23 protein-coding genes are annotated in these 26,854 nt (G+C 63.3%); 3 read left to right on the forward strand and 20 right to left on the reverse strand.

Annotated elements, in window-relative coordinates; translation table 11 throughout:
• The 9 genes from AADA15_RS09950 to ftsW form a co-directional block, all read right to left on the reverse strand.
• Nucleotides 1-894 (reverse strand): cell division protein FtsQ/DivIB, encoded by an 894-nt coding sequence (locus tag AADA15_RS09950; RefSeq protein WP_341641414.1) that lies wholly within the window; start codon nucleotides 892-894, stop codon nucleotides 1-3.
• Entirely contained in the window at nucleotides 882-1,802 is a 921-nt protein-coding gene (locus AADA15_RS09955; protein ID WP_341641415.1) for a D-alanine--D-alanine ligase, read from the reverse strand. The genes AADA15_RS09950 and AADA15_RS09955 overlap by 13 nt, the downstream gene beginning before the upstream one ends.
• A 323-nt stretch (nucleotides 1,803-2,125) precedes the next feature.
• Nucleotides 2,126-3,076 carry a UDP-N-acetylmuramate dehydrogenase gene (gene murB, locus AADA15_RS09960; protein ID WP_341641416.1) on the reverse strand — a complete coding sequence of 317 codons (951 nt, stop codon included), beginning with the start codon at nucleotides 3,074-3,076 and terminating at the stop codon, nucleotides 2,126-2,128.
• Nucleotides 3,073-3,297 (reverse strand): hypothetical protein, encoded by a 225-nt coding sequence (locus AADA15_RS09965; protein WP_341641417.1) that lies wholly within the window; start codon nucleotides 3,295-3,297, stop codon nucleotides 3,073-3,075. Before AADA15_RS09965 ends, murB begins: the two co-directional genes overlap by 4 nt.
• Nucleotides 3,298-3,377: 80 nt before the next feature.
• The gene (locus AADA15_RS09970; protein ID WP_341641418.1) at nucleotides 3,378-3,638 is read right to left on the reverse strand and encodes a DUF2484 family protein; all 261 of its coding nucleotides are present in this window, start codon (nucleotides 3,636-3,638) and stop codon (nucleotides 3,378-3,380) included.
• Nucleotides 3,635-4,834: an APC family permease gene (locus AADA15_RS09975; protein ID WP_341641419.1), complete on the reverse strand. Its 1,200-nt coding sequence runs from the start codon at nucleotides 4,832-4,834 to the stop codon at nucleotides 3,635-3,637. The genes AADA15_RS09970 and AADA15_RS09975 overlap by 4 nt, the downstream gene beginning before the upstream one ends.
• Nucleotides 4,835-4,854: 20 nt before the next feature.
• Nucleotides 4,855-6,270 (reverse strand): UDP-N-acetylmuramate--L-alanine ligase, encoded by a 1,416-nt coding sequence (gene murC, locus AADA15_RS09980; protein ID WP_341641420.1) that lies wholly within the window; start codon nucleotides 6,268-6,270, stop codon nucleotides 4,855-4,857.
• Between the two features lie 4 nt (nucleotides 6,271-6,274).
• Nucleotides 6,275-7,369: a UDP-N-acetylglucosamine--N-acetylmuramyl-(pentapeptide) pyrophosphoryl-undecaprenol N-acetylglucosamine transferase gene (locus AADA15_RS09985; protein WP_341641421.1), complete on the reverse strand. Its 1,095-nt coding sequence runs from the start codon at nucleotides 7,367-7,369 to the stop codon at nucleotides 6,275-6,277.
• A gap of 28 nt (nucleotides 7,370-7,397) precedes the next feature.
• Nucleotides 7,398-8,567: a putative lipid II flippase FtsW gene (gene ftsW, locus AADA15_RS09990; protein WP_341641422.1), complete on the reverse strand. Its 1,170-nt coding sequence runs from the start codon at nucleotides 8,565-8,567 to the stop codon at nucleotides 7,398-7,400.
• 177 nt (nucleotides 8,568-8,744) lie between these two features.
• On the opposite strand from ftsW, the gene AADA15_RS09995 reads away from it, so the two are divergent.
• Complete coding sequence (locus AADA15_RS09995) at nucleotides 8,745-9,938, forward strand: BaiN/RdsA family NAD(P)/FAD-dependent oxidoreductase (protein WP_341641673.1); 1,194 nt, start codon at nucleotides 8,745-8,747, stop codon at nucleotides 9,936-9,938.
• A gap of 219 nt (nucleotides 9,939-10,157) precedes the next feature.
• Here the strand turns inward: AADA15_RS09995 and murD are convergent, their stop codons facing one another.
• From murD to AADA15_RS10040, 9 genes are all read right to left on the reverse strand, one after another.
• Nucleotides 10,158-11,555, reverse strand: a complete 1,398-nt coding sequence (murD, locus tag AADA15_RS10000; RefSeq protein WP_341641423.1) for a UDP-N-acetylmuramoyl-L-alanine--D-glutamate ligase — start codon at nucleotides 11,553-11,555, stop codon at nucleotides 10,158-10,160.
• 221 nt (nucleotides 11,556-11,776) lie between these two features.
• Entirely contained in the window at nucleotides 11,777-12,859 is a 1,083-nt protein-coding gene (gene mraY, locus AADA15_RS10005; protein WP_341641424.1) for a phospho-N-acetylmuramoyl-pentapeptide-transferase, read from the reverse strand.
• A 12-nt stretch (nucleotides 12,860-12,871) separates the two neighbouring features.
• Nucleotides 12,872-14,293 (reverse strand): UDP-N-acetylmuramoyl-tripeptide--D-alanyl-D-alanine ligase, encoded by a 1,422-nt coding sequence (locus AADA15_RS10010; protein WP_341641425.1) that lies wholly within the window; start codon nucleotides 14,291-14,293, stop codon nucleotides 12,872-12,874.
• Nucleotides 14,290-15,792 carry a UDP-N-acetylmuramoyl-L-alanyl-D-glutamate--2,6-diaminopimelate ligase gene (locus tag AADA15_RS10015; protein ID WP_341641426.1) on the reverse strand — a complete coding sequence of 501 codons (1,503 nt, stop codon included), beginning with the start codon at nucleotides 15,790-15,792 and terminating at the stop codon, nucleotides 14,290-14,292. Before AADA15_RS10015 ends, AADA15_RS10010 begins: the two co-directional genes overlap by 4 nt.
• Nucleotides 15,793-15,812: 20 nt before the next feature.
• Nucleotides 15,813-17,597, reverse strand: coding sequence for a peptidoglycan D,D-transpeptidase FtsI family protein (locus AADA15_RS10020; RefSeq protein ID WP_341641427.1), 1,785 nt, complete (start codon nucleotides 17,595-17,597; stop codon nucleotides 15,813-15,815).
• Nucleotides 17,594-17,956 (reverse strand): cell division protein FtsL, encoded by a 363-nt coding sequence (gene ftsL, locus AADA15_RS10025; protein WP_341641428.1) that lies wholly within the window; start codon nucleotides 17,954-17,956, stop codon nucleotides 17,594-17,596. Before ftsL ends, AADA15_RS10020 begins: the two co-directional genes overlap by 4 nt.
• Entirely contained in the window at nucleotides 17,953-18,945 is a 993-nt protein-coding gene (gene rsmH / locus AADA15_RS10030) for a 16S rRNA (cytosine(1402)-N(4))-methyltransferase RsmH (protein ID WP_341641429.1), read from the reverse strand. The genes ftsL and rsmH overlap by 4 nt, the downstream gene beginning before the upstream one ends.
• A gap of 3 nt (nucleotides 18,946-18,948) precedes the next feature.
• On the reverse strand, nucleotides 18,949-19,455 hold the full coding sequence (mraZ, locus tag AADA15_RS10035; protein WP_341641430.1) for a division/cell wall cluster transcriptional repressor MraZ: 507 nt from the start codon (nucleotides 19,453-19,455) through the stop codon (nucleotides 18,949-18,951).
• Between the two features lie 1,089 nt (nucleotides 19,456-20,544).
• On the reverse strand, nucleotides 20,545-21,624 hold the full coding sequence (locus AADA15_RS10040) for an Mrp/NBP35 family ATP-binding protein (RefSeq protein WP_341641431.1): 1,080 nt from the start codon (nucleotides 21,622-21,624) through the stop codon (nucleotides 20,545-20,547).
• Between the two features lie 325 nt (nucleotides 21,625-21,949).
• On the opposite strand from AADA15_RS10040, the gene AADA15_RS10045 reads away from it, so the two are divergent.
• A complete protein-coding gene (locus AADA15_RS10045) occupies nucleotides 21,950-22,168 on the forward strand; it encodes a DUF1127 domain-containing protein (protein WP_341641432.1) in 219 nt (72 codons plus the stop codon).
• 522 nt (nucleotides 22,169-22,690) lie between these two features.
• On the opposite strand, the gene AADA15_RS10050 is transcribed toward AADA15_RS10045, so the two are convergent.
• Nucleotides 22,691-25,045 carry an ATP-dependent helicase gene (locus tag AADA15_RS10050; protein WP_341641433.1) on the reverse strand — a complete coding sequence of 785 codons (2,355 nt, stop codon included), beginning with the start codon at nucleotides 25,043-25,045 and terminating at the stop codon, nucleotides 22,691-22,693.
• A 177-nt stretch (nucleotides 25,046-25,222) separates the two neighbouring features.
• Between AADA15_RS10050 and AADA15_RS10055 the strand changes: the two genes are divergently transcribed.
• Entirely contained in the window at nucleotides 25,223-26,398 is a 1,176-nt protein-coding gene (locus AADA15_RS10055; protein ID WP_341641434.1) for an alpha-hydroxy acid oxidase, read from the forward strand.
• Between the two features lie 125 nt (nucleotides 26,399-26,523).
• On the opposite strand, the gene AADA15_RS10060 is transcribed toward AADA15_RS10055, so the two are convergent.
• Nucleotides 26,524-26,838 (reverse strand): BLUF domain-containing protein, encoded by a 315-nt coding sequence (locus AADA15_RS10060; protein WP_341641435.1) that lies wholly within the window; start codon nucleotides 26,836-26,838, stop codon nucleotides 26,524-26,526.
• Between the last annotated feature and the right edge of the window lie 16 nt (nucleotides 26,839-26,854).

Genomic DNA, 26,854 nt, shown 5'->3' on the forward strand with positions numbered 1-26,854 from the left:
CTACAGCCCCCCGCCATTCATTTCCCTGATCCGCCACCAGTCTTCCACAGCCGCCTGCGTCATCCGAACCGTCGGACGCTCGGCAATACGCATATCCACCGCTGACACGTCGCGCTCCAACAGGTCCCTGACCTCACTGACCACGATCACCCGCTCCAGCGCGCGCGCCGGGTTCACTTCGGGCAGCATGATGCGTTGACCACGGTCCAGCACTACATCCCAGCGCCGCTCGCCCACGCGCACGAGCCCGCGCAAACGCGATCCAAGCGGTTTGGCCGCAGCAAACAGGCGCAGGGCTTCTGGCGCATGGTCCGCCGCGCCCTTTCCCGCAATCAAAGGCAGATCCGGGTGCAGGCTGCGCCGCCCCAGCTCGGCCACATGGGCGCCCGTCTCATCCAGCAGCGCAAGGCCATCACGGCTGCGCCAGATCAGAGCCGGCTGCCTCTCTTCCACGTCGATCTGCAGAATGCCGCCGGGGCGGATGCGCACGCTGGCGGTCTTGACCGGGTCCAACCCTTCGATCAGGTCCCGGATCTGCGCAAGATCAAGGTCGAAGGAGCTGACCGGGAAGTCCAGCGGCACCACCTCGCGGATATCTTCCGAAACGCTGGTGCCCGCGCCATCGATCGCCATTACATTCACCCGGAATTCCGGGCGGTCCTCAATAGAGGCGCGGATGGCGTGAACCGTGCCCCAGACGGCATCTCTGCGCGCCTCGTCGGCCATGAAACCGGCCGCTGCCACACCAATCAGGCACAGCGGCAGACCAAAGCGCAGACCAAAGCGAATACCAGGGGTCAGCATCCAGCGCTGGAAACGATACTTCAGCCGCGATGGCGCCGGATCAGCCGCCCCGCCCTGCCCTTTGATCTTGCGACGGATCAGCGATCGCATGAGGCATCCTCCACCATCCAGGCGCAGAGCTGACCGAACGGGACTCCCGAATGCTCGGCCTGCTCCGGCGCAAGCGAGGTCGGGGTCATCCCCGGCTGCGTATTGGTTTCCAGGATGATCAACCCGTCGACGCCGCGCGCCTCATCCCAGCGGAAATCGGTCCGGCTCATGCCGCGGCAGCCCAGCACATCATGAGCGAGCTTGGCATGTGCGAGGCACAGATCAAAGATCTCCTGCGGCAGGTCTGCAGGAAGCACATGGCGCGAGCCGCCCGGCTGATACTTTGCATCATAGTCATACCAGCCGTCGGTCAGGATATCGGTGACGGTCAGCGCCCTGTCGCCCATCACCGTCACGGTCAACTCACGGCCAGGCACATAGGTTTCCACCATGACCTGAGCGGGCATCTCATCGGAGAGTTTCGGCGGCCCGTTTGCGGCCTCATGCACGAGGTAGATACCGACGCTTGAGCCTTCGTTGTTCGGCTTCACCACGTAAGGCGGCGCCATCACATGACGCGTTTCAACCTCGGTCCGCTCGTAAAGGCCGCTATCCACGACAGGAAGCCCGGCAGCGCGGAACATGGCCTTGCTGCGCTCCTTGTCCATCGCGATGGCCGAGGCCAGAACCCCGGAATGTGTGTAAGGCAGGCGCATCCACTCGAGGAGGCCCTGAACGCAACCGTCTTCGCCCCAGCGGCCATGAAGCGCATTGAAGACAACGTCAGGCTTTACGGCCTCAAGCCGGGCGCACAGATCGCGACCCGCATCCACTTCGACAACCTCAAAGCCTTCACCCCTCAGCGCGGCGGCACATTCACGCCCGGACGACAGGGACACCTCGCGTTCAGCCGAGGGGCCGCCCATCAGTACCGCCACTTTCGGGAGTGCCCTGCTCGACAAACTCACCACAAGCGCCTCAATCCTATCGGGCCATTCGCCCTTGTTTCTCGGGACCATTGCGTGGCCCACGTTTTCTTTTTCTCGGATCGCCCCCGCACAAGCGACGGAGACCCTGTTGCTGCACATCTGAAGGCAATTGAGCCATGCGAGCTGTGACAAATCACATCCCGCAGGTCATCATACTGCCCAAAGAGTTACCGGGACCTTAACGTCCTCTTTACCATCCTTAATGGATGTCTCTTTCTAGCCCGAGTTTTGCATCGCGATCCAGCCAAATCAACGCCGATCTGCGCAAGACGTGTCAATTGCGCATCGGTGCATGGGTGTGGTCACTCCGGCGCCGTATCTGGCAGCGGATCGCCCACGCGCATGATCTCCCACTGGAGCGTGATGCCTGAGGCCTTGAGCACCGTTTCGCGCACTTTTTCGCCCAATCCTTCAAGGTCTGCGGCGGTTGCATCGCCCGTATTGATCAGGAAGTTCGAGTGTTTCTCGCTCATCTGCGCCCCGCCAAGGCGCGCGCCGCGCAGGCCCGCATCGTCAATAACCTTCCAGGCCTTCAGATCATGCACATCCCCCGCCTGCCCGGTCGAGGAGTATCCCGCAGGATTGCGGAACGTGGAGCCGGCCGAGCGGTCCTTGACCGGCTGGGTCTCATCCCGTTTCCTCAGTTGTTCTTCCATGCGTGCATGCAGCGCTTCCGGATCCCCTTTGGGTGCCTTGAACGTGGCAGACACCAGAACCGCGCCTTCGGGGAACTGTGTCTGACGATAGGCGAACTGCAGATCCTCGGCGCTCAGCTCCCTGACCTCGCCCCTGCGGGTAACCACGGTCGCCGACTGGAACACATCCGCCGTGTAAGACCCATAGCAGCCCGCGTTCATCCGCACGGCGCCACCGATGGACCCCGGAATGGTCCGCAAGAAGGTCAGGTCCAGCCCCGCATCGGCCGCCTTGCGCGCCACATGGGCGTCCAGCGCCGCCGCTCCTGCGGTGACGGTATCGCCGTCAATCTCGATCTGGTTGAAACCGCGCCCAAGGCGGATCACCACCGCGCGGATGCCTCCATCGCGCACAATCAGGTTCGAGCCGACCCCCATGGGAAAGACCTCTACTGCCACAGGCAAGGCGCGCAGGAAGTTCTGCAGATCCGCAAGATCCGCGGGCTGAAACAGCACATCCGCAGGCCCGCCCACACGCAGCCAGGTCAGCTCCGACAGGCTGCGTCCTTCGGTCAGGCGTCCGCGCACTTGGGGGAGGTTGTAGTTGGTCAGTGTCATAGTGTTTTCATCCAGCGTGCCAGTGAACTGACTGCAAACCCGATGCAGAATGCGCCGAACATGGCGACAAAACTGGTCCCCATGTAGGCAAGTGCAAAGGCAAATCCGATCCCCAATCCATCGCCGCCGTCCTCAACTCCGAAACCCGGTACAACGTGAACCTGATAGTCATAGTAAGTCACTGCTGCGATTAACAGCCAGACCGCAGCGAAGACAATCAAGAAGAGCCTGACCTTCCCCAACAAGCCCGCAATCAGACTCAATGCAGCAAGCAATCCAACGACTAATGAGGCCACCTCGTTCAGCGCCTCGATCCGAATGGGACGTGCTCGCGCAGCCAGCGACCGAAATAGATCACGGGCCAACGCAACACGCTCATCCCCGCGACCAGAACCGCCAGCCCCCACCAGGGGCCGTTCTCATAGGTGACATAGCCAAGGATCGGGATCCCCACGGCGATCAGCGCATAGGCGCGGCGCCAGTGGTTGTCCCGGCTGGGCAGCATCGCCAGAAGGTTGGCAGCCAACGCCCAAACAGCGGCCAGGGTCAGGGACAGGGTCACAGCATGCCTCCCAGCGCGGTGATCAGCGCGATGGCCGACAGGATAAAACCGACCACCGGCACCGCCATCGGCACCTGGAAGGCTGCGCCGGGCGCTCGGCGCTTTTGCAGGATCAGCGCAAGGTTCACCAGAACGAAGACCGAGAGCAGCACCGAAGAGGTAACTTCAGCCAGACGCCCGACCGAAAAGAACAGGCCAGTCAGGATTACTGCGGCGCCCAGCACCAGGGTGGCCAGTACCGGCGTTCCAAACCTTGGGTGCGCATGGCGAAAGAGACCAAGCGCGGGCGTGCGCTTGCCAAGACCAAACAGTACGCGGGACGCCATGACGATCTGCGCCAGAACGCCGTTGAGCGCTGCAAAAACCGCGATATAGGACAGAAAATCGGCGTTTGAGCCGCGCGCCACCTGCCAGACCAGCGCCAGCGGGCTGGAGGATTGGGAGAGGTCCGCCACCGGCACCGTACGCACCGCCGCCCAGCACACCAGTGCATAGACGATCGACGTGATCGCCAGCGACAGCAGGATCGCCCGCGGCATGATGCGCGTCGGCTCGGAGACCTCCTCGGCCATGTTGACGATATCCTCAAAGCCGATGAAGGCAAAGAAGGCCAGCACCGCGCCAAGGCCCACCCCTGCCCAGACCGAAATGTCCGGCAGCCCCATGGGCGCCGCCCAGTCAGCAGAAGGTTCGGCCGTGCCACCCGCCCAGATCACCAGTGCAAGACCGACAATCTCGATCGCCGTGAACAGGGCGGCCAGCGACAGGCTCTCGAGGACGCCGATCACCGCCACGGCAACCAGCGCGAGCCCCATGGCGATGATGGCCAATGAGCCATCCACGCCGGTGGCCGCCGTCAGATAGCCTGCCCCGCCGCGCAGGACCGCACCGGCCGAGACCGTCCCGGCCACGACAACGGCCAGCCCGACCAGAAGCGCCATCGCTTGCGAGGAAAACCCCTGCCCGACGAAGGCGGCCTCTCCGGCGGCTTCGGGCAGGCGGGTCGAGAACTCCGCATAACTAAGCGCGGTGGGCGCGGCGATAAGACCTGCAAGAATGAAGGCAAGCGGCGCCCAGATGCCGGCATCGGCAACAACGGCCCCCACCAGGACGTAGATCCCCGCACCGACCATGACGCCGACGCCGTAAGCGGTCAGAAGACCCAGTCCAATACGGCGTTTCAGCGGCTCTGCCATGGTGTTTCCTTTTCAGATCGCTACTTGCTCTGTTTCAGGCGGTCCGGCAGGCCGTTCGCCCAGGCGCTGATCGTGCCGGCCCCCAGGCAAACGACCATGTCACCGGGGCGGGCCTGTTCACGCACGAGGCGCTCCAGATCGTCTTCGCTCAGGATGGCGCGGGCATGGCGGTGGCCGTGGCGGATGAGGCCTGCAACCAGATCGTCGCGGCTGGCCCCCTCGATCGGGTCTTCGCCGGCGGCAAAGACTTCGGCGATGGCAACCACATCGGCATCGTTGAAACAGGCACAGAAATCGTCAAACAGGGAGGACAGGCGCGAATAGCGGTGCGGCTGGTGCACGGCAATGACGCGGGCATCACTGTCGGTGCCAATCGCCTGACGCGCTGCCTTCAGCACCGCGGCGATCTCTACCGGGTGATGGCCATAGTCGTCGATGATGGTCACGCCATCCACCTCACCCACCTTGGTGAAACGGCGGTTCACGCCACCAAAAGCCGCGAGGGCGGCGCGGATCTCCTCACCCTTCATTCCAAGATGGCGCGCAACAGCCACCGCCGACAGGGCGTTTGAGACATTGTGATCACCGGGCATCGGCAGGGTACAGCCTTCGATCTTCCTGCCCTCGGCCTGAAGGAGAATGTCGAAATGGGCCACGCCCGCCTTGTAAGTCAGATTCACGGCGCGCACATCGGCCTGGGCGTTGAAACCATAGGTGACAATGCGGCGGTCGGTGATGCGCCCCACCAGGGACTGCACTTCGGGATGGTCGGTGCAGCATACGGCGACACCATAAAAGGGGATGTTGGAGACAAAGTTGTAGAACCCGTCCCGCAAAGTGTCGAAGTCGCCCCAATGCTCCATATGCTCGGGGTCGATATTGGTCACCACGGCGATGGTCGCGGGCAGACGGTTGAAGGTGCCGTCGCTCTCATCGGCTTCGACCACCATCCATTCACCCTGCCCCATGCGCGCATTCGAACCATAGGCGTGGATGATCCCGCCGTTGACCACGGTCGGGTCAAAGTTCCCGGCCACCATCAGTTCGGCCATCATCGTGGTTGTCGTCGTCTTGCCGTGGGTGCCGGCAATGGCGATGTTTGACTTGAGGCGCATCAGCTCGGCCAGCATTTCCGCTCGGCGCACGATGGGCAGGCCGCGGCGGCGCGCCTCGTCGAGCTCCGGATTGCCCGGCTTGATCGCGGAGGAAATCACCACGACCTCGGCGTCCTCAAGGTTTTCGGCCCGCTGTCCTTCGAAGACAAGCGCCCCCAGTCCTTCGAGCCGTTGGGTGATCTTGGAGGATTTGAGGTCTGAGCCCTGCACCACATAGCCAAGGTTCAAGAGCACCTCAGCAATGCCCGACATACCGATACCGCCGATGCCGACGAAATGGATCGGGCCGACGTCTCCGGGCAGTTTGGTGGCTGGTGTCATGTCTCTATTTTCCTTCTTCGGCCAGCTGCTCGACCAGGGCCACCAGGCGTGTGGTGGCATCGGGAACGCCGGTGCTGAGTGCTGCATTTGCCATCTGAGTAGCCCCTTGCGGGTTGCTCAGAACGGCCGTGATCTGCTCTGACAGGGCCGAAACGTCAAGGGCACTTTCCGGAATCAGGATCGCTCCGCCTGCGTCGACCAGCCCACGCGCATTGGCGGTCTGGTGATCACCTGCAGCTGCCGCGAAGGGAACAAGGATCGACGGCCGCCCGATGACAGAGATATCGGCGACCGAGGAAGCGCCGGACCGCGAAATCACCAGCTGCGCCTCGCTCATCCTCGCGGGCACGTCGTGAAAGAAAGGCTGCACTTCGGCCTTGATGCCATGCTCAGCATAGAATGCGGCGACCCTCTCACCATCCTCTTCCCGCGCCTGATGCGCGACGCGCAAGTGGCGGCGGATGTCCTCCGGCAGGGCGGCAATGGCGCCGGGCACCACGTCCGACAGGATACGCGCGCCCTGGCTGCCGCCCATCACCAGCACCGACATCGGGTAATCGCCCGGCGGGATATAGGCTGCGCCTGCCCGCTCCAGAACGGCGCCGCGCACCGGGTTGCCCACATGTACACCCGTTGCTCCTTCGGGCAGATCCGTTGGCCAGACGCCGCAGGCAACTTTGGCCACCCGTTTGGCAAAAAGCTGGTTCACGCGGCCCAGAATACCGTTCTGTTCGTGGATCATCCGGGGCATACCCAGAAGGGTCGCGGCCCCCAGCGCCGGAATAGACGGATAGCCGCCAAAGCCGACCACCACGTCCGGCCGGTCCCGGCGCATCTGCAGGGCCATGCTGGCGATACCGCCTGCAATCTTTGGGCCGACCAAGGCCTTGGCCAGGATGCCACCACGGGCAAAGGTCGCCGAGGGGACCTCGGTGATCTCAACGCCTTCGGGGAAGGCGCCGGTATAGCGGGCGCCGCGCGCATCGGTCGACAGTTTCACCCGCCAGCCCTGTGCCAGCATCACCTCGGCCAGAGCCTGTGCCGGGAACATATGTCCACCGGTGCCGCCCGCGGCCATCAAGAGCAGTCTGTCCGTCATGTCACTTCGCCGCTTTGTTCCAGTTGCCTCAGCCGCGCCCACGGCCGCGCAGGTAGTCCGCGATCTCGCCCTGTGGGCGCGTCCGCGTAAAGGCCAGCAGCATACCCATGGCAATGCCGGTGGCAATCAGGGAGGAGCCACCGTAGCTCACGAACGGCAGGGTCATGCCTTTGGCAGGCAAAAGCCGCACGGCCACACCCATGTTGATCATCGCCTGCACGCCGAACATGCACACGAGCCCCGTACCAGCAAGGCGCACAAAGGTGTCGCGTTCGCGCATCAGCCGGAACAGAGAGCGCACGACGACGGTGGCGTATAGCCCGATCAGCACGGTGACCATCACCAACCCGTATTCCTCGGCCGCGACGGCGACGATGAAATCCGTATGGGCATCCGGCAGCCACCATTTCACCTGCCCTTCGCCGACACCTACCCCGAAGAGACCGCCTTCGCGGATCGCATTGGTGGCATAACCAAGCTGCGTGGTGGGATCGACATCAGGACTGAGGAAGCCATCGATGCGGCGGGCAAAGTGCTCCGAGCTGGAATAGGCCAGAACACCGCCCATCACCACGATGGCTGCCATCCCCACCAAGAGCAGCATCGGCGCGCCGGCCACGAAATACATCACACCCCAGCCAAACAGCGTCAGCGAGGCCTGTCCAAAGTCGGGCTGCATCACCAGCATGAGGACCACGCTCACGCAAAGGCCAAAGGAGATCAGCGTCCCCGGTGGGCCGTTGATCTGCTGGCTTGAGGCGATCATCCAGGCGGCGACAACCACAAAGCCGGGCTTCAGGAATTCGGAGGGCTGCAGCGAGGCAAAACCAAGCGAATACCACCGCACCGCACCCTTGCCGAAATCGGTCCCAAAGATCGGCAGCAGCGCAAGTGCCACAAAAGCAAAGGCAAAGCCGACGATCGCAAGGCGCCGCACCAGCGTGGGCGACATCATCGAGGTCAGCACCATGGCCACCAGGGCCACACCTCCAAAGACGACCTGACGCTGCACATAATGAAAACTGCCAAAGCCGTTGCGCTCGGCCAGGGGCACCGAGGCGGCAAGCCCCAAGAGCAGGCCCAGCACAAAAAGCATCAGGACGCAGGACATGGTCCACTTGTCCAACGTCCGCCACCATTTGGGAAGGATGGGTTCGCCCGATTGTACGGGAACCGCACCATAGACCATTTCAGTCATGGAAACACCGCTACTGTTTGCCTCGTGATACGCCCCTTTTCGGGGTCTGTAGCGAAACAGTAACCCGAAAACGCCCATCAGGCCAGCGCCATGATTCGCATCCGGCAGGTTTTTGCGGGCCTGCCCGGTCAGCGGCCCGCCCTTGCACCCTTCGCCGTTCCGTGGTCGATGCCCCTCATGCAGTTCAACACCGTGATTCTCGGGGCCGGCGCCGCCGGCATGATGTGCGCAACCCACGCGGGCGGCCACACGCTTGTTGTCGACCACGCCAAGGCACCGGGCGAAAAGATCCGCATCTCTGGCGGCGGGCGCTGCAACTTCACCAACCTTTACGCCGAGCCAAGCAATTACCTGTCAAGCAACCCTCACTTCTGCAAATCGGCCATGGCCCGCTACACGCAATGGGATTTCATTTCGCTGGTGGATCGCCATGGCATCGCCTGGCATGAAAAGACCCTCGGCCAGTTGTTCTGCGATGGCTCGGCCAAGCAGATCGTCGCCATGCTGGTGGAAGAGCTGAAGGCCGCAGGCGCCGAGCTTTGGCTGCAAACCGAGATCGAACACGTCAGCCAAGACGGCGAGAGCTATACCCTTTCGCTGCGCAAGGAGGGCAGGCTCCAGACCGTCACCTGCCGCAACCTTGTGCTGGCCACGGGCGGCAAGTCGATCCCAAAGATGGGCGCAACCGGCCTCGCCTATGACCTCGCCCGCCAGTTCGGCCTGCCGGTCACAGAAACCCGCCCTGCCCTTGTGCCCCTCACCTTCCCCGACGGCCGCTTTTCCTCGCTCGCGGGGGTGTCGCTGCCCGCGCGCCTTTCAAATGCGCGCGCCAGCTTTGACGAAGCGCTCCTGTTCACCCATCGGGGCCTGTCGGGGCCTGCGGTGCTGCAGCTTTCCTCCTACTGGCGTGAGGGCGAAGAGATCGCGGCAAACCTTGCGCCGCAGATTGATCTCTTTTCACTGTTGCGCGCTCAGCGACAGACAGCAGGCAAACGCGCCATCGCAACCGAACTGGCCCGCCACCTGCCCGCGCGGCTGGTGGACCACCTGAAAGAGGCGCTGGCCCCGGCTCACGATCTTTCGGCCCGCCTTGCCGATCAGTCCGACGCTGCATTGCAGGCGCTCTGCAACCAGCTCACCGACTGGCACCTGACGCCGGGCGGCACGGAGGGCTATCGCACCGCCGAGGTCACCTTGGGTGGCATCGACACCGATGCGCTGTCTTCAAAAACGATGGAGGCCCAATCCCGACCCTGCCTTTACGCCATTGGCGAAGCGGTCGATGTCACCGGCTGGCTGGGTGGATACAACTTCCAGTGGGCCTGGGCCTCGGGCCATGCGGCAGGCACTGCCATCGCGACCAAAGGCTGAGCCGCGCCGCCCCCCGGAATTTCCGCTTCGGAGCCACCCTCGCCTGCAGCCCGACCGCCGAACCTGGCAGAGCTGCGCCAGCCAAATTGCCGAGGGGCCCCGCCCGGGGCGGGGAGACGGCCATTTTGCTTGCGCCGCGACGGCGGGTTTGGCAAGGCAAAGTCAGGCGAGGATGGCTTCGGATCGGATTTCCGCTTGGGTGAACCCGACCCCCTGTCCCTAGCCCAGCTTCTTCCGGACCTCGGCAATGAAATCCTCACCGCGCTGCTCGAAGTTGTCGTATTGGTCGAAACTGGCCGCCGCCGGGGCCAGAAGGACAGTGTCGCCGTTCTCGGCCTCCTCCATCGCCCGCGCGACCGCTGCCTCCATTGTCGTACAGACCTCGGCCTCCACATCCAGCTGCATGGCAAACCCCGCCGCTTCCCGGCCAATCACATAAGCCTTGCGCACAGCCGCCGTCTGACCTTTCAGCGCGTCAAGACCGCCGTCCTTTTCAAGCCCGCCACAAATCCACCGGATGCTCCCGAAGGCATTCAGAGCTTTTGCGGCGCTATCCACATTGGTCGCCTTGCTGTCGTTGACGTAGCGCACGCCGTTCGCTTCGGCGATGGTCTGGCTGCGGTGCGGCAGCCCCGGATAGCTGGCCAGCGCCGCTTCGATCAGGCGGGGCGCCAGTCCCAGCGCGCGGGCCGCCGCATAGGCCGCGCAGGCGTTCTGATGGTTGTGTGCGCCCGGCAGCCCCTGCATGGGCCGCAGATCGATCGAGGTAACCTGCCGCCCTTTGCGATACTCGCTGAGGAACCCCTTGCGGGCGAAGACCTGCCAGCCCGGACCGGTCAGCTTCTGCGCCGCCGAAATGCGGATCACCCGGTCATCGCTTGCCGCCTCCGCAAGCTGCCCCGCCATGAACAGCCCCTCGTCCTCGTCAACGCCGATGATGGCCCGGTCCGGCCCGCCTTCGGAGAACAGGCGCCGCTTGGCCGCGAAATAGCCGCCCATACCGCCGTGCCGGTCAAGATGGTCGGGACTGAGGTTGGTAAAGACCGCCACATCCGGCGTCAGGGCGCGCGCAAGTTCGGTCTGGTAGCTCGACAGCTCCAGCACCACCACGCCGCCATCGCCCGGCGCGTCGATATCCAGAACCCCGCGCCCTATATTGCCGGCCATCTGGCTGTCGCGACCCGCCTCCTCAAGAATGTGCTGCAGCAGGGCCACCGTGGTGGACTTGCCGTTCGATCCGGTGATCGCCACCACCTTGGGAGGCTGATCGAACTCGTCCCACTCTCCCGTTGCAACAGATCGGAAGAACAGCCCGATGTCGTTGTCCACCGGCACCCCCGCCCAAAGGGCCGCACGCACCACCGGATTGGGTTTGGGATAAAGATGCGGAATGCCGGGCGAGACGATCAGCGTCGCAACCTCATCAAAAGCGCCCGCGCGGCTCAGATCGGAGCAGGAGAATCCCTCCGCCTCGGCCCGCTCCCTCGCCCCCGGATTGTCATCCCAGCAGACCGGGATCGCTCCGCCTTCGCGCAGCGCCCGCGCCGTGGCAAGACCCGAACGCCCCAGCCCCAGAACGGCGACCTTTGCGCCCTCAAATCCGCGTACAGGGATCATTCGCACCCTCATCCTTTGATCAAATTTCGGCGCAGAGTGCACCGGCGAAAAGGGCTTTGCAAGACATCACACTCGGCGCCCGCACGCGCCGCAAGGCGCGTGCCATGCCCAACCCCTGCCGGGCGGACCTTGTCCGCCAAAAGGGGGCGGGAGCCCCCCGGGCCACTCACATGAAAAAGGAGGCCGCAGCCCCCTTCTCATGTCCCAAGTGCGACCTGGTTCTAGCGGACTTTCAGCGTCGCAAGACCGATCATCGCGAGGATCAGCGAGATGATCCAGAACCGGATCACGATGGTCGGCTCTGCCCAGCCCTTCTTCTCGTAATGGTGATGGATCGGCGCCATCAGGAAGACACGCTTGCCGGTGCGTTTGAAGTAAAGCACCTGAATGATGACGCTCAGGGCCTCTACCACAAATAGCCCGCCCACGATGGCCAGAACCAGCTCGTGCTTGGTGGCGACCGCAATGGCGCCCAGCGCCCCGCCGAGGGCCAGCGAGCCGGTATCGCCCATAAAGACAGCAGCGGGCGGCGCATTGTACCACAGGAACCCGAGACCTGCGCCAAAGAGGGCTGCGGCAAAGATCAGGATCTCTCCCGTTCCGGGCACATAGTGCACGTCCAGGTATTCCGTGAAATCGACCCGGCCCACGGCATAGGCAATCACGCCCAGCGTACCGCCGGCGATCATCACCGGCATGATGGCAAGGCCATCCAGCCCGTCGGTCAGGTTCACAGCATTGGCCGCGCCCACGATCACGCAGATCGAGAACGGCACGTAGAAAAGGCCGAGATTGATCAGGGTGTCCTTGAACACCGGCAGGGCCAACTGGTTCTGCAGCGTCTCCGGGTGATAGGCGGCAGCCCAGATGGCCGCGATCAGGGCGATCAGGATGCCAAGCCCCAGCCGCACCTTGCCCGGCACCCCGGCGGTGTTCTGCTTCGAAACCTTGGCATAGTCATCGGCAAAGCCGATGAGTGCAAAAGACAGTGTCACAAACAGGACCAGCCATACAAAGGCGTTGTCCCAGCGCGCCCACAAAAGCGTCGAGGTGATCAGTGCCCCCACGATCAGCAAGCCGCCCATGGTCGGCGTGCCGGCCTTCGACAGATGCGCCTCGGGGCCGTCATCGCGGATCGGCTGTCCCTTGCCCTGCCGCTTGCGCAGCACATTGATCAGGGGCTGCCCGAACAGAAAGCCAAAGACCAGCGCCGTCATGAAGGCCCCGCCTGCACGGAAGGTGATGTAGCGGAAGAGGTTGTAGAAATCACCGCCATCCGACAGCGCCGTCAGCCAATAGAGCATGTCAGCCGGTCCTCACTTGGTATTGTTCGCATCTAGGTTCGCGCTGCCATGGCCCAAATCACGGATGCCGTCAACGATGGATGCCAGTTTCATGCTGAGCGAGCCTTTGACCAGCACGATGTCGCCCGCCCGAATCTGCCCCGCCAGTTCCGCCACGCAGTCCGCGCTGACGTCTTGCCAGCTGCCGCGTTTGTTCTCGGGCAGCGCATCGAACAGATTGTGCATCAGCGGGCCGATGCAATGCACCTGATCGACATCTGCCAGCGCCGGGTGCGCAGCCATGGCGCGATGCAGGTTTGCCTCCTGCGGGCCCAGTTCCTTCATGTCGCCCAGATAGGCAATGCGGCGTCCGCCCGCCCCGACCGGCGTCGCCGCCAGCACGTCCAGCGCTGCCTTCACCGAGGTCGGATTGGCATTGTAGCTGTCATCGAGCAGAAGCACGTGCCCGGCTGCAAGTTCGACCGTTTCGCGCGCACCGCGCCCGGTGACAGGCGACCAGAGCGCAAGACTGGCGACGGCCCTGCCAAGGTCCGCACCGAGCGCCTCGGCACAGAGAAGCGCGCCAAGAGCGTTCATCGCAAAATGAGCGCCAAGGGACTGGATGTGCAGCTCGGCTTCACCGCCAAGTATTTCGGCCGTCGCGACGGTTTCCTCGCCACTCAGGCGCACGTCCAGCAGGCGGGCCTCCGCGCCTTGACGGCCGAACCAAAGGATCGCGGCTCCAGCAGTCTTGGCAACTTCTCCCAAGATCTGTGCCTCGGTGACATCTGCATTCAGCACTGCAGTGCCGCCCGGCTCCAGCCCGTCGATGATCGAAGCCTTTTCGCGGGCAATTCCTGCCACATCGTCAAAGGCCTCCAGATGCACGGCCGCCACCGTTGTGACCATGGCCACATGAGGGCGGGCCTGCCGCGCCAGCGGCGCAATTTCGCCGGGGTGGTTCATTCCGATCTCGATCACCGCAAACTCGGTGTTCCGCGGCATCCGCGCCAGGGTCAGCGGCACGCCCCAGTGGTTGTTGTAGCTGGCCACGGCGGCATGGGTGCGCCCCTGATCGGACAGAATGCGCGCCAGCATTTCCTTGGTCGAGGTTTTCCCCACGGACCCAGTCACGGCCACCACACGCGCCTTGGTGCGGGCGCGGGCGGCGCGGCCCAGCGCCTCAAGCCCGGTCTGCACATCCTCCACCAATAGAAGCGGCGCGCCCTCGGCCAACCCTTCGGGAATGCGCGACACCAGAGCGGCCCCTGCCCCTGCCGTGAGCGCCTGCGCGACAAAGTCATGTCCATCGCGCGCAGCCTTCAGCGCCACAAAAAGGTCGCCCGTTTGCAAGGTGCGGGTATCAATGGAAACACCGGTGACGTTCCAGTCTCCAAGGGCTTGCCCACCGGTGGCGGCGGCAGCTTCGGCTGCGGTCCAGAGGGCTGTGCTCATACGGTTTTTCCATCCAGCGCGGCGACGGCCATGCTGGCCTGCTCCACATCATCAAAAGGCAGGGTATCGCTGCCCACCACCTGGCCGGTCTCATGCCCCTTGCCGCAGACCAGAAGGGCATCACCCGGCTCCAGAGCGGCCACGCCGCGCAGAATCGCTTCGGCGCGATCCCCCACTTCCAGTGCGTCCGGTGCGCCGCCCTTCACCGCCGCGCGGATCACGGCGGGATCCTCGCTGCGCGGGTTGTCATCGGTCACGATCACCATATCCGCGTTGTCATGGGCCGCCTTGCCCATCAGCGGACGCTTGCCCTTGTCCCGGTCGCCCCCTGCGCCGACGATGGCAATGAGACGGCCCAGAACATGCGGGCGCAGCGCCTTGATCGCGGTCGAGACCGCATCGGGCGTATGGGCGTAATCGACAAAGACCGAGGCACCGTTGTCGCGCGTTGCGGCCAGTTGCATCCGCCCCCGCACCGTGGTGAGCTCCCCCAACGTCTCAAACACCCGCTCCGGCTCTTCTCCGCTGGCGATCACCAGACCGCAGGCCATCAGAACGTTCTCGGCCTGAAACCCGCCAATTAGATTGAGCCGCGCCATGAAGGGCCGGTCATGCCAGGAGAACCGGATGTCCTGCCCGGTGCCGTCATAGCGCTGCCCGACAAGGGAAAGATCCCCAAGGCCGCGCCCAACGGTTATCACCTCCTGCCCGCGGGCCGCCGCAATGGCACGCATTTCGGTACCACGCGGATCATCCATGTTGATGACGGCAACCCCCTCTTCCGGCAGAACCCGGCGGAAGAGGCCCGCCTTGGCGGCAAAATACTCTTCGAACGTGTGGTGATAGTCGAGGTGATCCTGGCTGAGATTGGTGAACCCCGCTGCCGCCAGGTGCACACCGTCAAGGCGCCGCTGATCGAGACCGTGAGAGGAGGCCTCCATCGCCGCATGAGTAACCCCGGCGGAGGCAGCCGCCGCCAAAGCGCGATGCAGGGTGATCGGCTCGGGCGTGGTGTGGGCCAAGGGATAGCTCCAGGCGCCTTCAACGCCCGTGGTGCCAAGGTTCACCGCCTCATGGCCCATGGCCATCCAGATCTGGCGCACAAATGTCGAAACAGAGGTCTTTCCATTGGTGCCGGTGACCGCGACCATGGTCTGCGGCTGGGAGCCGAACCAAAGCGCGGCAGTATAGGCAAGCACCTGACGGGGATCTTCGACCACGATCAGCGCTGCATGGCTTTCGGCCAGCGGGCGGGTGGCCAGATCGGCCCCTGCGGCATCGGTCAGGATCGCAGCTGCCCCCTGGGCCAGCGCGGCAGAAATGAAATTGGCGCCATGCACCGTGCTACCCGGCAGGGCCGCAAACAGGGCGCCCTCCCGCACCCTGCGGCTGTCCACCACAAGGTCCGAAATCACCGGATCCGCGCCGCCTCGGGCCGTGAGGCCAAGCTTGCTCAGCCGCCGCGGCGTCGGCCTGTCCTGTTCAGAAGTGCGACTCATCGGGGCACCCTCGCCAATCGTCAGTTTGAGGTGAGGGTTATATCAGTCAGTTGAGGAGGTTCAACTTGCGGTCTGAGACCCAGAAGGGGGGCGATGCGTTTTACCATTTCGGCGGCCACGGGCACGGCCGTCCAGCCGGCGGTGCGGCGCTCCTCGCCGTAGGCAATCACCGAAGGCTCATCGAGGGTGACCACGAGAACATACCTCGGATTGCTCGACGGGAAGATCGAGGCAAAGGTCGCGATCACCCTGTCCTCATAGTAGCCGCCGCGCGGTTTCGGCTTGTCGGCGGTACCGGTCTTGCCGCCGACCTGGTACCCCGGAACCCGGGCAAAGCTGGCAGTACCTTCTGTAACCACACGGCGCAGCATCAGGCGCGCAGCATCCGCGGCCTCGGTCGACATCACCCGCTCACCGTGCCGGGGGCCATTCTGCTTCAGGACCGTCGGGTTGACATGATAGCCGCCATTGGCGATGGCCGCATAACCCGCCGCCAGATGCATGGGCGTCGTGGAAATGCCATGACCATAAGAGATCGTCATCGCCGAGAGTTCGGACCAGTTCTTTGGCGTGAGCGGCTGACCGCCGCGTGCCTCGACGATCTCGACCGGGGTTGGCTCAAGCATGCCAAGATCTTCCAGAAACGCCCGCTGACGATCCGCACCGATCTGCTGCGCAAGGCGGGCCGTGCCGATATTCGACGATTTCTCGATGATCTCACTGACCGTCAAGGCATTGCCGTAGTTGTGAAAATCGCGGATCGCGAATTTTCCCCAACGCAAGGGGCCGCGCGTGTCGATCACCGTGTCGGATGACACCAGCCCCAGATCAATCGCCTGGGCGGCGGTGAAGATCTTGAAGGTGGAGCCAAGCTCGTAAACCCCCTGCACCGCACGGTTGAACAGCGGGCTGACCGACGGATCAAAGCCCGAGGTCGGCGGACGCGGGCGATCATTGGGATCGAAATCGGGCAATGAAACAACCGAGATGACCTCGCCCGTGTGCACATCCATCAGGATCGAGGTCGCCCCCTTGGCGTTCATCAGCTTCATGCCGCCATCCAGAACCCGCTCGGCTGCGGCCTGCACGGTGAGATCAAGCGACAGCTGCAGGGGGCGATCACCATTGGCCGGGTCGCGCAGGTAGTCGTCAAACTCTTTCTCGACACCGGCCACACCGATGACCTCGGCGGCCGAGACGCCTTCCTTGCCGAAACCGGCGCCCCCCAGGACATGCGCCGCAACGCTGCCATTGGGATAAAGGCGCATCTCGCGCGGGCCGAACAGCAGACCGGGATCGCCGATATCATGCACCGCCTGCTTTTGTTCCGGACTTATTTTCTTCTTTATCCACAGGAACTTGCGCTTTCCAGTGAAGTCCTCGATCAACTCGTCGCGATCCAGATCCGGAAAAATCTCGGCCAGGCGCGTCGCGGCGCCTTCGGGATCGATCATCTGTTGAGGCTGAGCGTAAAGAGAGTGTGTCTCGAAATTGGTCGCAAGGATCCGCCCCTTGCGATCCACTATGTCTGCGCGCTGCGCCGCGATGGCGCTGCCCACCGCACTGGCGACCGGCTCGCTGGGCTCGGATGTGGCCAGAACCCCCATCCGCCCGACCACGGCCACATAGGCGCAGACAAAAAAGACTCCAAGCACCAGAAGCCGCCCTTCGGCGCGCTGGCGGGCCCTGGCCTGCATGTCTTCGTGACGCAGGCGGATGTTTTCCTTTTCGATCACATCGGGGTTCTGCCCCTTGGCGCGGGCATTCAGGATCCGGGCCAGTGGACGCAGGGGCGTGCGGATCATGGCTGATCCTCCCCGCCGGAAGCCGCATTCAACCCCGATACATCGACACCCTGTGTGATCTGCAGTTCAGGTGGACGCGGATAGGCCACCTCGTCGACGCGGCCGAACTGATCGGGGCGCAGAGGCAGCAGACCGAGGGTGTCAAAGTTCAGCTCGGCCAGACCGATCAGCCGGTCCGGTCGGTTGAGATAGGCCCATTCGGCCTTGAGCACCCCGAGGCGCACCTGAGCCGCGCCGATCGCCTGCTGCAACTGCCGCGTTTCTTTCAGGACCTGCTGGGTGGCGTAATTCTCCCGGTAGGCCCAAAAGGCCAGACCAAAGACCGCCAAAGCAGTGACGGCATACAAAAGCGACTTCATTTGCGCGCCTCCTTCAACTGTGGCATGCCCAATTCCCGGGCCGAGATGGGCTGCGGCGCCGCATCCGTGCGCCGCCCTACCCGAAGTCGGGCCGAGCGGGAGCGGGGGTTCTCAGCAAGCTCCTGCTCATCGGGGCCGATGGCCTTGCGGGTGACGATTTCGAACTGTGCGGGTGTCTCTTCGATCTCAGGAGCATAGCGGTTTGCCCGCCCCGTCTTTCCTGCGCGGTACTGGAAAAACCGTTTGACCATGCGGTCCTCGACCGAATGGAAAGTCACGACGGCCAATAGACCGCCGGGCTTCAGCGCGCGCTCAGCGGCGAGCAGCCCTTCGAACAGCTCATCGTACTCGGCATTCACCGCGATGCGCAGCGCCTGAAAGCTGCGGGTTGCGGGGTGGGACTGGCCCGGCTTGGGGCGCGGCAGACAGGATTCGACGATGCTCGCCAGTTGCAGCGTGGTTGTGATCGGCTCCAGCGCGCGTGCCTTGACGATGGCGCGGGCAATGCGGCGGCTGGCGCGCTCCTCGCCGAAATGGAACAGGATGTCAGCCAGCTCTTCTTCGCCAAGCTCTGCCACCAGGTCGGCGGCCGAAGGCCCCTCTTGCGACATGCGCATATCAAGGGGGCCGTCTTTCATGAAGGAAAAGCCGCGTTCCGCAAGATCAAGCTGCATGGAAGAGACGCCAAGATCCAGCACCACCCCATCAAGGTCCTGCGCATATTCGTCCATGCGGGAGAAAACACCCTGCTGCTGCACCAGACGGTCGCCATATTGATCGGCCCAGGCCTTGGCCATCTCAAAGGCCAGCGGATCGCGATCCACCGCGATCACCTGCTCTGCCCCCGCATCAAGCAAGGCGCGCGTGTAACCGCCCGCGCCAAAGGTGCCATCCAGCCAGCGCCCAGATACAGGTGCGACCGCCTTGAGCAGCGGGCGCAGCAATACAGGGATGTGAGGACCGGACGGAAGCTCTTGGTCCGAAGTCATACCTTAAACCCCTCCGGCGCCATCAAGAAACTGCAGCGGATCAAAGCCTTCGGGCAGTTCCGCCATCCGTTTTTCGACTTCGGCCATTTCGACCTCTTCATAGGTCTGCGGCTTCCAGATCTGGAAGGTATCACCCGACGCAATGAAAAAGGCCTCACCTTCAAGCCCGATCTTGCTCCGCAGCTTGGCAGGCAGCACGAGGCGGCCCGTCTCATCAACCGTGGTCGGAAGGGATTGACCATTGAACATGCGCTCAAGAAGCTTGCGCTGAAAAGAGCCGCGCGGCAGTTCGGCGATCTTGGCATCGACTTCTTCGATTGCCTCCATCGTATAGCACTCAAGGAATTTGCGGCTGTCGTCACCGTAGACGATCACGAGTTCGGGGTTGTCGCCGGGCTGCTGCCAGTTGGGATCGCAAGCCTCCAGAACGCGGCGAAAAGAAGCCGGGATAGACACCCGCCCCTTGCTGTCCACCTTATGGTGGCTTTCGCCTCTGAACCTGCGGCCCAAATTACCGTCCCTTTTTCGCGTCCCTCGCGGTGTGTTTTGCCCCGTGGAAGTGAAAGCGGCGGGTTGATCTGCTGCCACTGATCAACCCGCCGCCTTGTCCCGCCTTGCGGGGGTGTCCGACTGCGCGCGCCACCTGGGGGGATGTCTGCTCGCTCGCGCGCCGGATCTCTTGGTTCGATGAAAGCGAAGGCCTGTATGAAACCTGCTTGTTTTGTTTTCGCGTGGGGTCGTTTGGTGCCCCGTCCTTGCTCTCTTTCGATGACAAAAGGGATACTATGGGAAATTAGGGTACGGCAATAGGTTTCTTCACGGCGGCGTGGGCAAACACGGGTAGAGACGGGCAATTCCGGTTAACACACTATTAACCTTCGCAAAGCAGACAGCCTAAATTGCGCCAATTTTAATATTTATACCTATATGTAGTGTTCACATCGCGACCCTCGAGCACCCATAGTTTCCCAGAAAAAAAATGAGGCATTTTCGTGGCAGGCCGAATGTTCCCGCGATGTTCCCACGCGCACCCCCTCAAAACGGTCATGGCCAAGCCGTTTCCAGTCAGAATCACGTCAAAACACACAAATGCGATTCGCCTTTATCGGCATCCGGACCCACGCCCTCCGCAGGCCTCTCAATGCTCGCCCATGATTTCCCATGGGCGCATCCTCCAACCCGAAACAGCCCAAACAAGACACAGAACAGCGCAGAGCGCGCAAGGCTCGACGCACCATTTCCAGCATCGCGCCCGGTCAGACAGTATTTGACGGCCGCGCGCGCCACCCTGTGGATCGTGACCGCATCTCCGATCAAGGTCGGTTCCAGTGACCCTCCATTCAATCAACCGTGAAGGAGATCATGAACGGCGCCACCGGACCCCCACGCCAGAAATGACTCAGCCTGCAACGTCAGGAGACGTTGCAGGCTGACAGCCGGGCCGGTCTTGCTGGCAAGGCGTACAAAAACCCGTGGCGCTTAGGCGGGCGTTCCACCCTTCCGGCGCCGCACCATGCCAAAGCCGCTGCCCGTCCCGCAAAGCAGGGCCGTCGGTTGACCTGCAGCCTGCGCGCCGCTTTGGGCTTGCCACCGGCCAGATTACGCCATGCCGCCCTGCACCAGGCCAGCCGCGATGCGCCCATAAGCCTCGGCCATGGCGCCATCCCCTGCCGCTATCGGCGTGCCGCCGTCGGCAGCCAGACGCGTCTCCAGATCGATCGGCAGCATCCCCAGCAAAGGAAGGTCGAGCCGCTGTGCCTCGGCCGCTGTGCCACCATGACCAAAGATATGATGCTCGCCGCCGCAGTCCGGGCAGGTAAAGAAGGACATGTTTTCCACCAACCCCAGAACCGGCACCTTCAACTGATCAAACATGTTGAGCGCCTTGCGGGCATCAATAAGCGCCACATCCTGCGGCGTGCTGACCACGATGGCGCCGGTCAGTTCAGCCTTGGTGCATAAGGTAAGCTGCACATCTCCGGTGCCGGGCGGCAGATCCACGATCAGAACGTCCAGCTCTCCCCAGTCCACCTGGCCAAGCATCTGCTGCAAGGCCCCCATCAGCATCGGGCCGCGCCAGATCACCGCCTTGGCGTCGTCCACCATCAGGCCGATGGACATCAGAGTGACCCCATGAGCCTGCAGAGGCGTAATGCGCTGCCCATCGGGGCTGGACGGCCTGCCGGTGACCCCCATCATCCGGGGCTGGCTGGGACCGTATATATCTGCATCAAGAAGCCCGACCTTGCGACCCTGCCGCGCAAGCGCAACGGCCAGGTTGGCACTTACAGTCGATTTCCCCACACCGCCCTTGCCGGATCCAACCGCCAAGATGCGGGCGACTCCCTGCGGCTTGATCGGCCCCTGCTGCGCCTTGGGGTGCCCACCGATCTTGAGGCCACCGCCAGAGTTTCCGCCGGGCTGCGCGGCGGGTCCATGCGCCGTCAGGGCCACGGAGACAGTCTCCACCCCCTCGAGGGTCAAGACAACAGCCTCGGCCGCGCGGCGCAAAGGCTCCATCTGCTGCGCGATGGCAGGGCTGGGCGCCTCGATCACGAAACTGACCTTGGAGCCCTCGATCTGCAACGCCCGCAGCATGTCCCGCGACACAAGGGTTCCCCCGTCCGGCAGTTCCAGCCGCTCGAGAGCGTCACGAATCTGATCCTGGGTCACGGCCATCGGCGTCTCCTTTTGTTTCGGCACCCCCTGCAGGGCGCCCTACCTGATATAGCTCCGGCCCCGTCAGCCCAAGCACAATTGCCGTAACGGCACCCACTCAAAGCCAGACACAGAGCGCCCAATATGGCGGCAAATCCAGCATTTTCGGTGTCTTTTTGGCCATTTGAGCGGGAGGCGCCCGCAAGACCCATGCAAATGCCGCATAGCAGAAATGCCGACTCTGGGGATTGTGCACCTGCAGCATAACCTTAAATTGGTGTTCAAGAAACGCCTTAACCGGCACCGCAAGATAACACTGTTTGAAACCAGATTGAGGAGCTGCCAGATGGCTGCAGTAAATCACATCTCCGCCTCCAAAGGCACCGTGGCTGAGAACGGCCTGGCCTTTGTCGAAGCGCTGAAAGTCAAATTCGCACGGTACCGCGTGTACCGTGAAACCATCAGCGAGCTGTCCTCGCTCAGCAACCGCGAACTGGCGGATCTGGGTCTGAACCGTTCGATGATCAAGCGTCTGGCCCTGCAGGCCGCTTACGAAAACGCATAACCGAGATCAGGCCCTTTCTCCTCCTCCCTTTAGGGTCTGTAACTCGCGGTGACATCTTCCTCCTCCCTGATGTCACCGCACCCAATACCGGGGTCAAACCCGGGATCTGATACATCCGGCCTCCTCCTCCCATCTGGCCGGGTGTTGTTCAGAGCGGCGGCACCTCTCCTCCTCCCTGGTGTCGCCGCACCTCATACCGGGATCAAACCCGGGATCTGATACATTCGGCCCCTCCTCCCATTTGGCTGAATGTTGCAAAGAACGACGGTGCCTCTCCTCCTCCCTGGCACCGTCGTTTTCTTTTTTGGGATACCGCTGCCGCATCACACCCAGCCCGCGTTATTCGGCGCCCGAGCACCCTTTCGCATCGGGTGCGTCACAAACTTTGGGTGCGTCAGGGGAATGGCGTGGGGGGGGGGGGGGGGGGGGGGGGGGGGGGGGGCGGCCCCCCCCCCCCCCCCCCCCCCCCCCCGGGTCGGATCGCTTTGCGATCCGACCGCCTCTTCTTTCAATTGCGGACTGTCAGAACGGAACGTCGTCATGAGCGGTCACGAATTTCGCAACCACCTTCTTGAGACCAGCCTTTTCAAAATCCACTTCCAGCTTGTCACCTTCGATATCCGTGATCGCGCCATAGCCGAATTTCTGGTGAAACACGCGCTCTCCCAGCGTGAAGCTTGAGGTCGCCGTTAGGTCAATCACCTGGGTTCGGCTTTCGCGGGGCTGCGAAAGGCCACGTTCGCTGGCGCGGGCCTGCATGCGCTTCCAGCCGGGAGAGTTGTAGCCATCGGCCTGGGCCTCGCGCTCGTCGATACGGGATTTGACCTGAGGGCCGCCCGCCGCCGCGCCGTACCCCCCGCCATAAAGGCCGGGCGGCGTCAGCACCTCCACGTGTTCCTCGGGCAACTCATCAATAAACCGCGAGGGCAGCTGCGATTGCCATTGCCCGAACACCCGCCGGTTTCCCGCAAAGGAGATCGTGCAGACCGCTTCGGCGCGGGTGATGCCCACATAGGCCAGGCGCCGCTCCTCCTCGAGCCCCTTGAGCCCGCTTTCATCCATCGACCGTTGCGAGGGGAAAAGACCATCCTCCCAGCCTGGCAAGAAGACGGCCGGAAACTCCAGGCCCTTGGCCGCGTGCAGGGTCATGATCGAGACCTTCTGCTCGGCGTCCTGCTTGTCATTGTCCATCACCAGGCTGACATGTTCGAGGAAGCCCTGCAGGTTGTCGAAATTCTCCAGCGCCTTCACCAGTTCCTTGAGGTTCTCAAGGCGGCCCGGACTGTCCGGGTTCTTGTCCATCTGCCACATGGTGGTGTAGCCCGACTCATCGAGCACGATTTCCGCCAGTTCCATATGGCTGATGTCGGGATCGCCGGTCATCCGGCCCCAGCGGCGCAGATCCTCGGCCAGCTGGCGCAGCGCCGCGCCTCCCTTGCCCTTGATCTCACCGCTTTCGACGGCGAGGCGCGCGCCCTCCAGCAGGGACACACCGTTCTCCCGCGCCGCGATCTGGATTTTCTGCTGCGCCTTATCGCCAAGGCCGCGTTTGGGCGTGTTGACGATGCGTTCAAAGGCCAGATCGTCCTCGGGCGAGACCACGAGGCGGAAATAGGCCATGGCATCGCGGATCTCGAGCCGTTCATAGAAACGCGGCCCGCCAATGACGCGGTAAGGCAGACCGATGGTCAGAAAGCGGTCCTCGAAGGCGCGCATCTGGTGCGAGGCCCGCACGAGAATCGCCATGTTGTTCAGGTCCACAGGCGCCTGACCACGGGTGCCGCGCTGCATGGATTCGATTTCCTCGCCGATCCAGCGCGCTTCTTCCTCGCCGTCCCAATGGCCGATCAGGCGCACCTTTTCGCCGCCCGTCGCATCGGTCCACAGCTCCTTGCCCAGACGCCCCGCATTGCCCCGGATCACGCCAGAGGCCGCCGCCAGGATATGTTCGGTCGAGCGGTAATTCTGCTCCAGCCGGACAACCTTGGCGCCGGGAAAATCCTTTTCGAACCGCAGGATGTTGCCCACCTCAGCGCCGCGCCAGCCGTAGATCGACTGGTCGTCATCGCCAACACAGCAGATGTTCTTGTGCCCCGCCGCCAGCAGCCGCAGCCACATGTACTGCGCCACGTTGGTGTCCTGATATTCGTCCACCATGATGTAGCGAAACCAGCGCTGGTATTGCGCCAGAACGTCCGGGTGGGTCTGGAAGATCGTCACCATGTGCAAGAGGAGATCGCCGAAATCGACGGCGTTCAGCTCTTTCAGGCGGGTCTGGTATTGGGCGTAGAGTTCGGTGTCGCGATGGTTATAAGCGCTGGCGTCGGCGGCAGGCACCTTTTCCGGTGTCAGCGCGCGGTTCTTCCAGTCATCGATGATCCCCGCCAGCATCCGCGCGGGCCAGCGCTTGTCGTCGATCCCGGCCGCCTGGATCAGCTGTTTCAAAAGGCGGATCTGGTCGTCCGTGTCCAGAATGGTGAAGTTCGACTTCAGCCCGGCCAGTTCCGCATGGCGGCGCAACAGTTTCACACAGATCGAGTGAAACGTCCCCAGCCAGGGCATGCCTTCGGCGGGCTGGCCCAGCATCCGCCCCACCCGTTCCTTCATCTCGCGCGCGGCCTTGTTGGTGAAGGTCACGGCGAGGATCTCGTTCGGGCGCGCCTGCCCCAGCGTCAGAAGGTGCACGATCCGCGTGGTCAGCGCCTTGGTCTTGCCCGTGCCGGCGCCGGCCAGCATCAGCACCGGACCATCCAGACATTCCACCGCCTCCCGCTGGGCGGGGTTCAGCCCGTCCAGATAGGGTTTCGGGCGCGCGGCCATGGCGCGGGCGGAGAGAGAGGCGCCCTCGAAGGCGTCCATTTCATCGAAACTGCTCATGGGCGGGACAATAGCGCGATTCATGGCTCTGGGAAAGGGGACGTTCACACTATGTTCACGGCTCTTTTGTCATAGCCTGCGCCATCTCCAGCCTGCCAAAGACCCGGTCGTGGCCGCCCCGTTAGATTTCTGTAACATTTCGCTAGACTCTCGCTGCAAAGCAGCAATTATGCGCCCATGACAGCGGCTCAAGATCTGCACCAGCACTATCCCGGCCTTTCCGATCTGCGCGCGCGCGCACAGCGGCGGCTTCCGCGTTTTGTCTGGGAGTATCTGGACAGCGCAACCGGGCTGGAGACAACCACGGCGCGCAACCGTGCAGCACTGGACAGGGTCGGTTTCCTTCCGTCGATCCTGCACGGTCCGCTCGAGATCGACTTGTCCACCCAGATCTTTGGTCAAACGCTGCCACTGCCCTTTGGCATATCACCGGTCGGAATGTCAGGGTTGATCTGGCCAGACGCCGAAGGCCATCTTGCCCGCTGCGGCGCGCGCAATGGTATTCCATACAGCCTGTCCACCGTCGCCAGCCAATCCCCCGAGGATCTGGCGCCGCATCTTGGAGATCAGGCCTGGTATCAGCTTTACCCGCCCAAGGACGAAGGCATCCGCAAGGACATGCTGGCGCGGGCGCGAGATGCCGGCTTCAAGGTGCTGGTGCTGACGGTGGATGTCCCCGTTGCCTCGCGCCGGGAACGCCAGACGAGATCCGGTCTCACCCAGCCCCCGCGCCTGACCCCGCGCCTGTTGGCGCAGGTGGCCATGCGCCCGACCTGGGCCATGGGCATGGCCCGCCAACACCGCCACGAGGGCGGCATGCCGCATATGCGCACGCTGGACAAGTACACTGCCGAGGCGACCGGGCAGAGCCGCTCGTCCACGGCGCATATCGGCTATCTGCTGCGCACCTCGCCCGATATGGACTATGTGCGCTGGCTCCGGGACAACTGGGATGGCCCCTTTGTCATCAAGGGTGTGATGCGCGCGGAAGATGCAGCCCCGCTGCAACAGATCGGTGTCGATGCGCTTTGGGTGTCGAACCATGCAGGCCGACAGTTCGACGGCGGCCCTGCGGCGATCGAGGTGCTGCCCGAGATCCGCGCGGCAACCGATCTGCCGCTGATCTTTGACAGCGGCATAGAGGGCGGTCTCGACATCCTGCGCGCGCTGGCGCTTGGCGCAGACTTCGTGATGCTGGCGCGCGGCTTTCATTATGCCCTTGCAGCCCTTGGCGTGGGCGGTCCGGACCATGTGGTCGATATTCTGAGAAAGGATCTTGAGGCCAATATGGGACAGCTCGGCCTTGGCACGCTGCAGCAGGTTCGCGATTTGCCGCGCCGGATCCTGTCGTGATCAGATCACGCGGTCATGTCCTGCTCAAGACGCGAGAACAGCCTGTGCAGCAGCCGCAATACCTGGGCATGATCCCCACGCAGAGCACCGATCGCCGGGAGCGGAGCAAACAGGGAAAACTGGCTTCAACAGGACCAGGCCGGCAGGTGTTCGGAGGTCAGCACCCCCATCGGGCAGTTGGCGAATGCCCGCGCCTCGATGGGTTCGCTTCGCACCAGGCGCAGATGGCCGTGCCGCGGATCCCCGGCAATCCTGCTGTATCGTTGCACCAAGACATCCTCGGGCCCCTCAAGCACCTGGAAAAACTGCGAGTCGTTGTGCAGAAGATAGCCGGTAACATCGTCACGCAGATTGTTGCGCCGCGACTCCTCGACAAGGCGCTCAATCTCGCCTGGCGACATTTTCCGGGTCAATTGGCTGGAGTAGACAATTCTGTGCATCGAGTCTCCTGTGAGG

The organism is Phycobacter sedimenti (assembly GCF_038148855.1).
GTDB classification, from domain to species: domain Bacteria; phylum Pseudomonadota; class Alphaproteobacteria; order Rhodobacterales; family Rhodobacteraceae; genus Phycobacter; species Phycobacter sedimenti.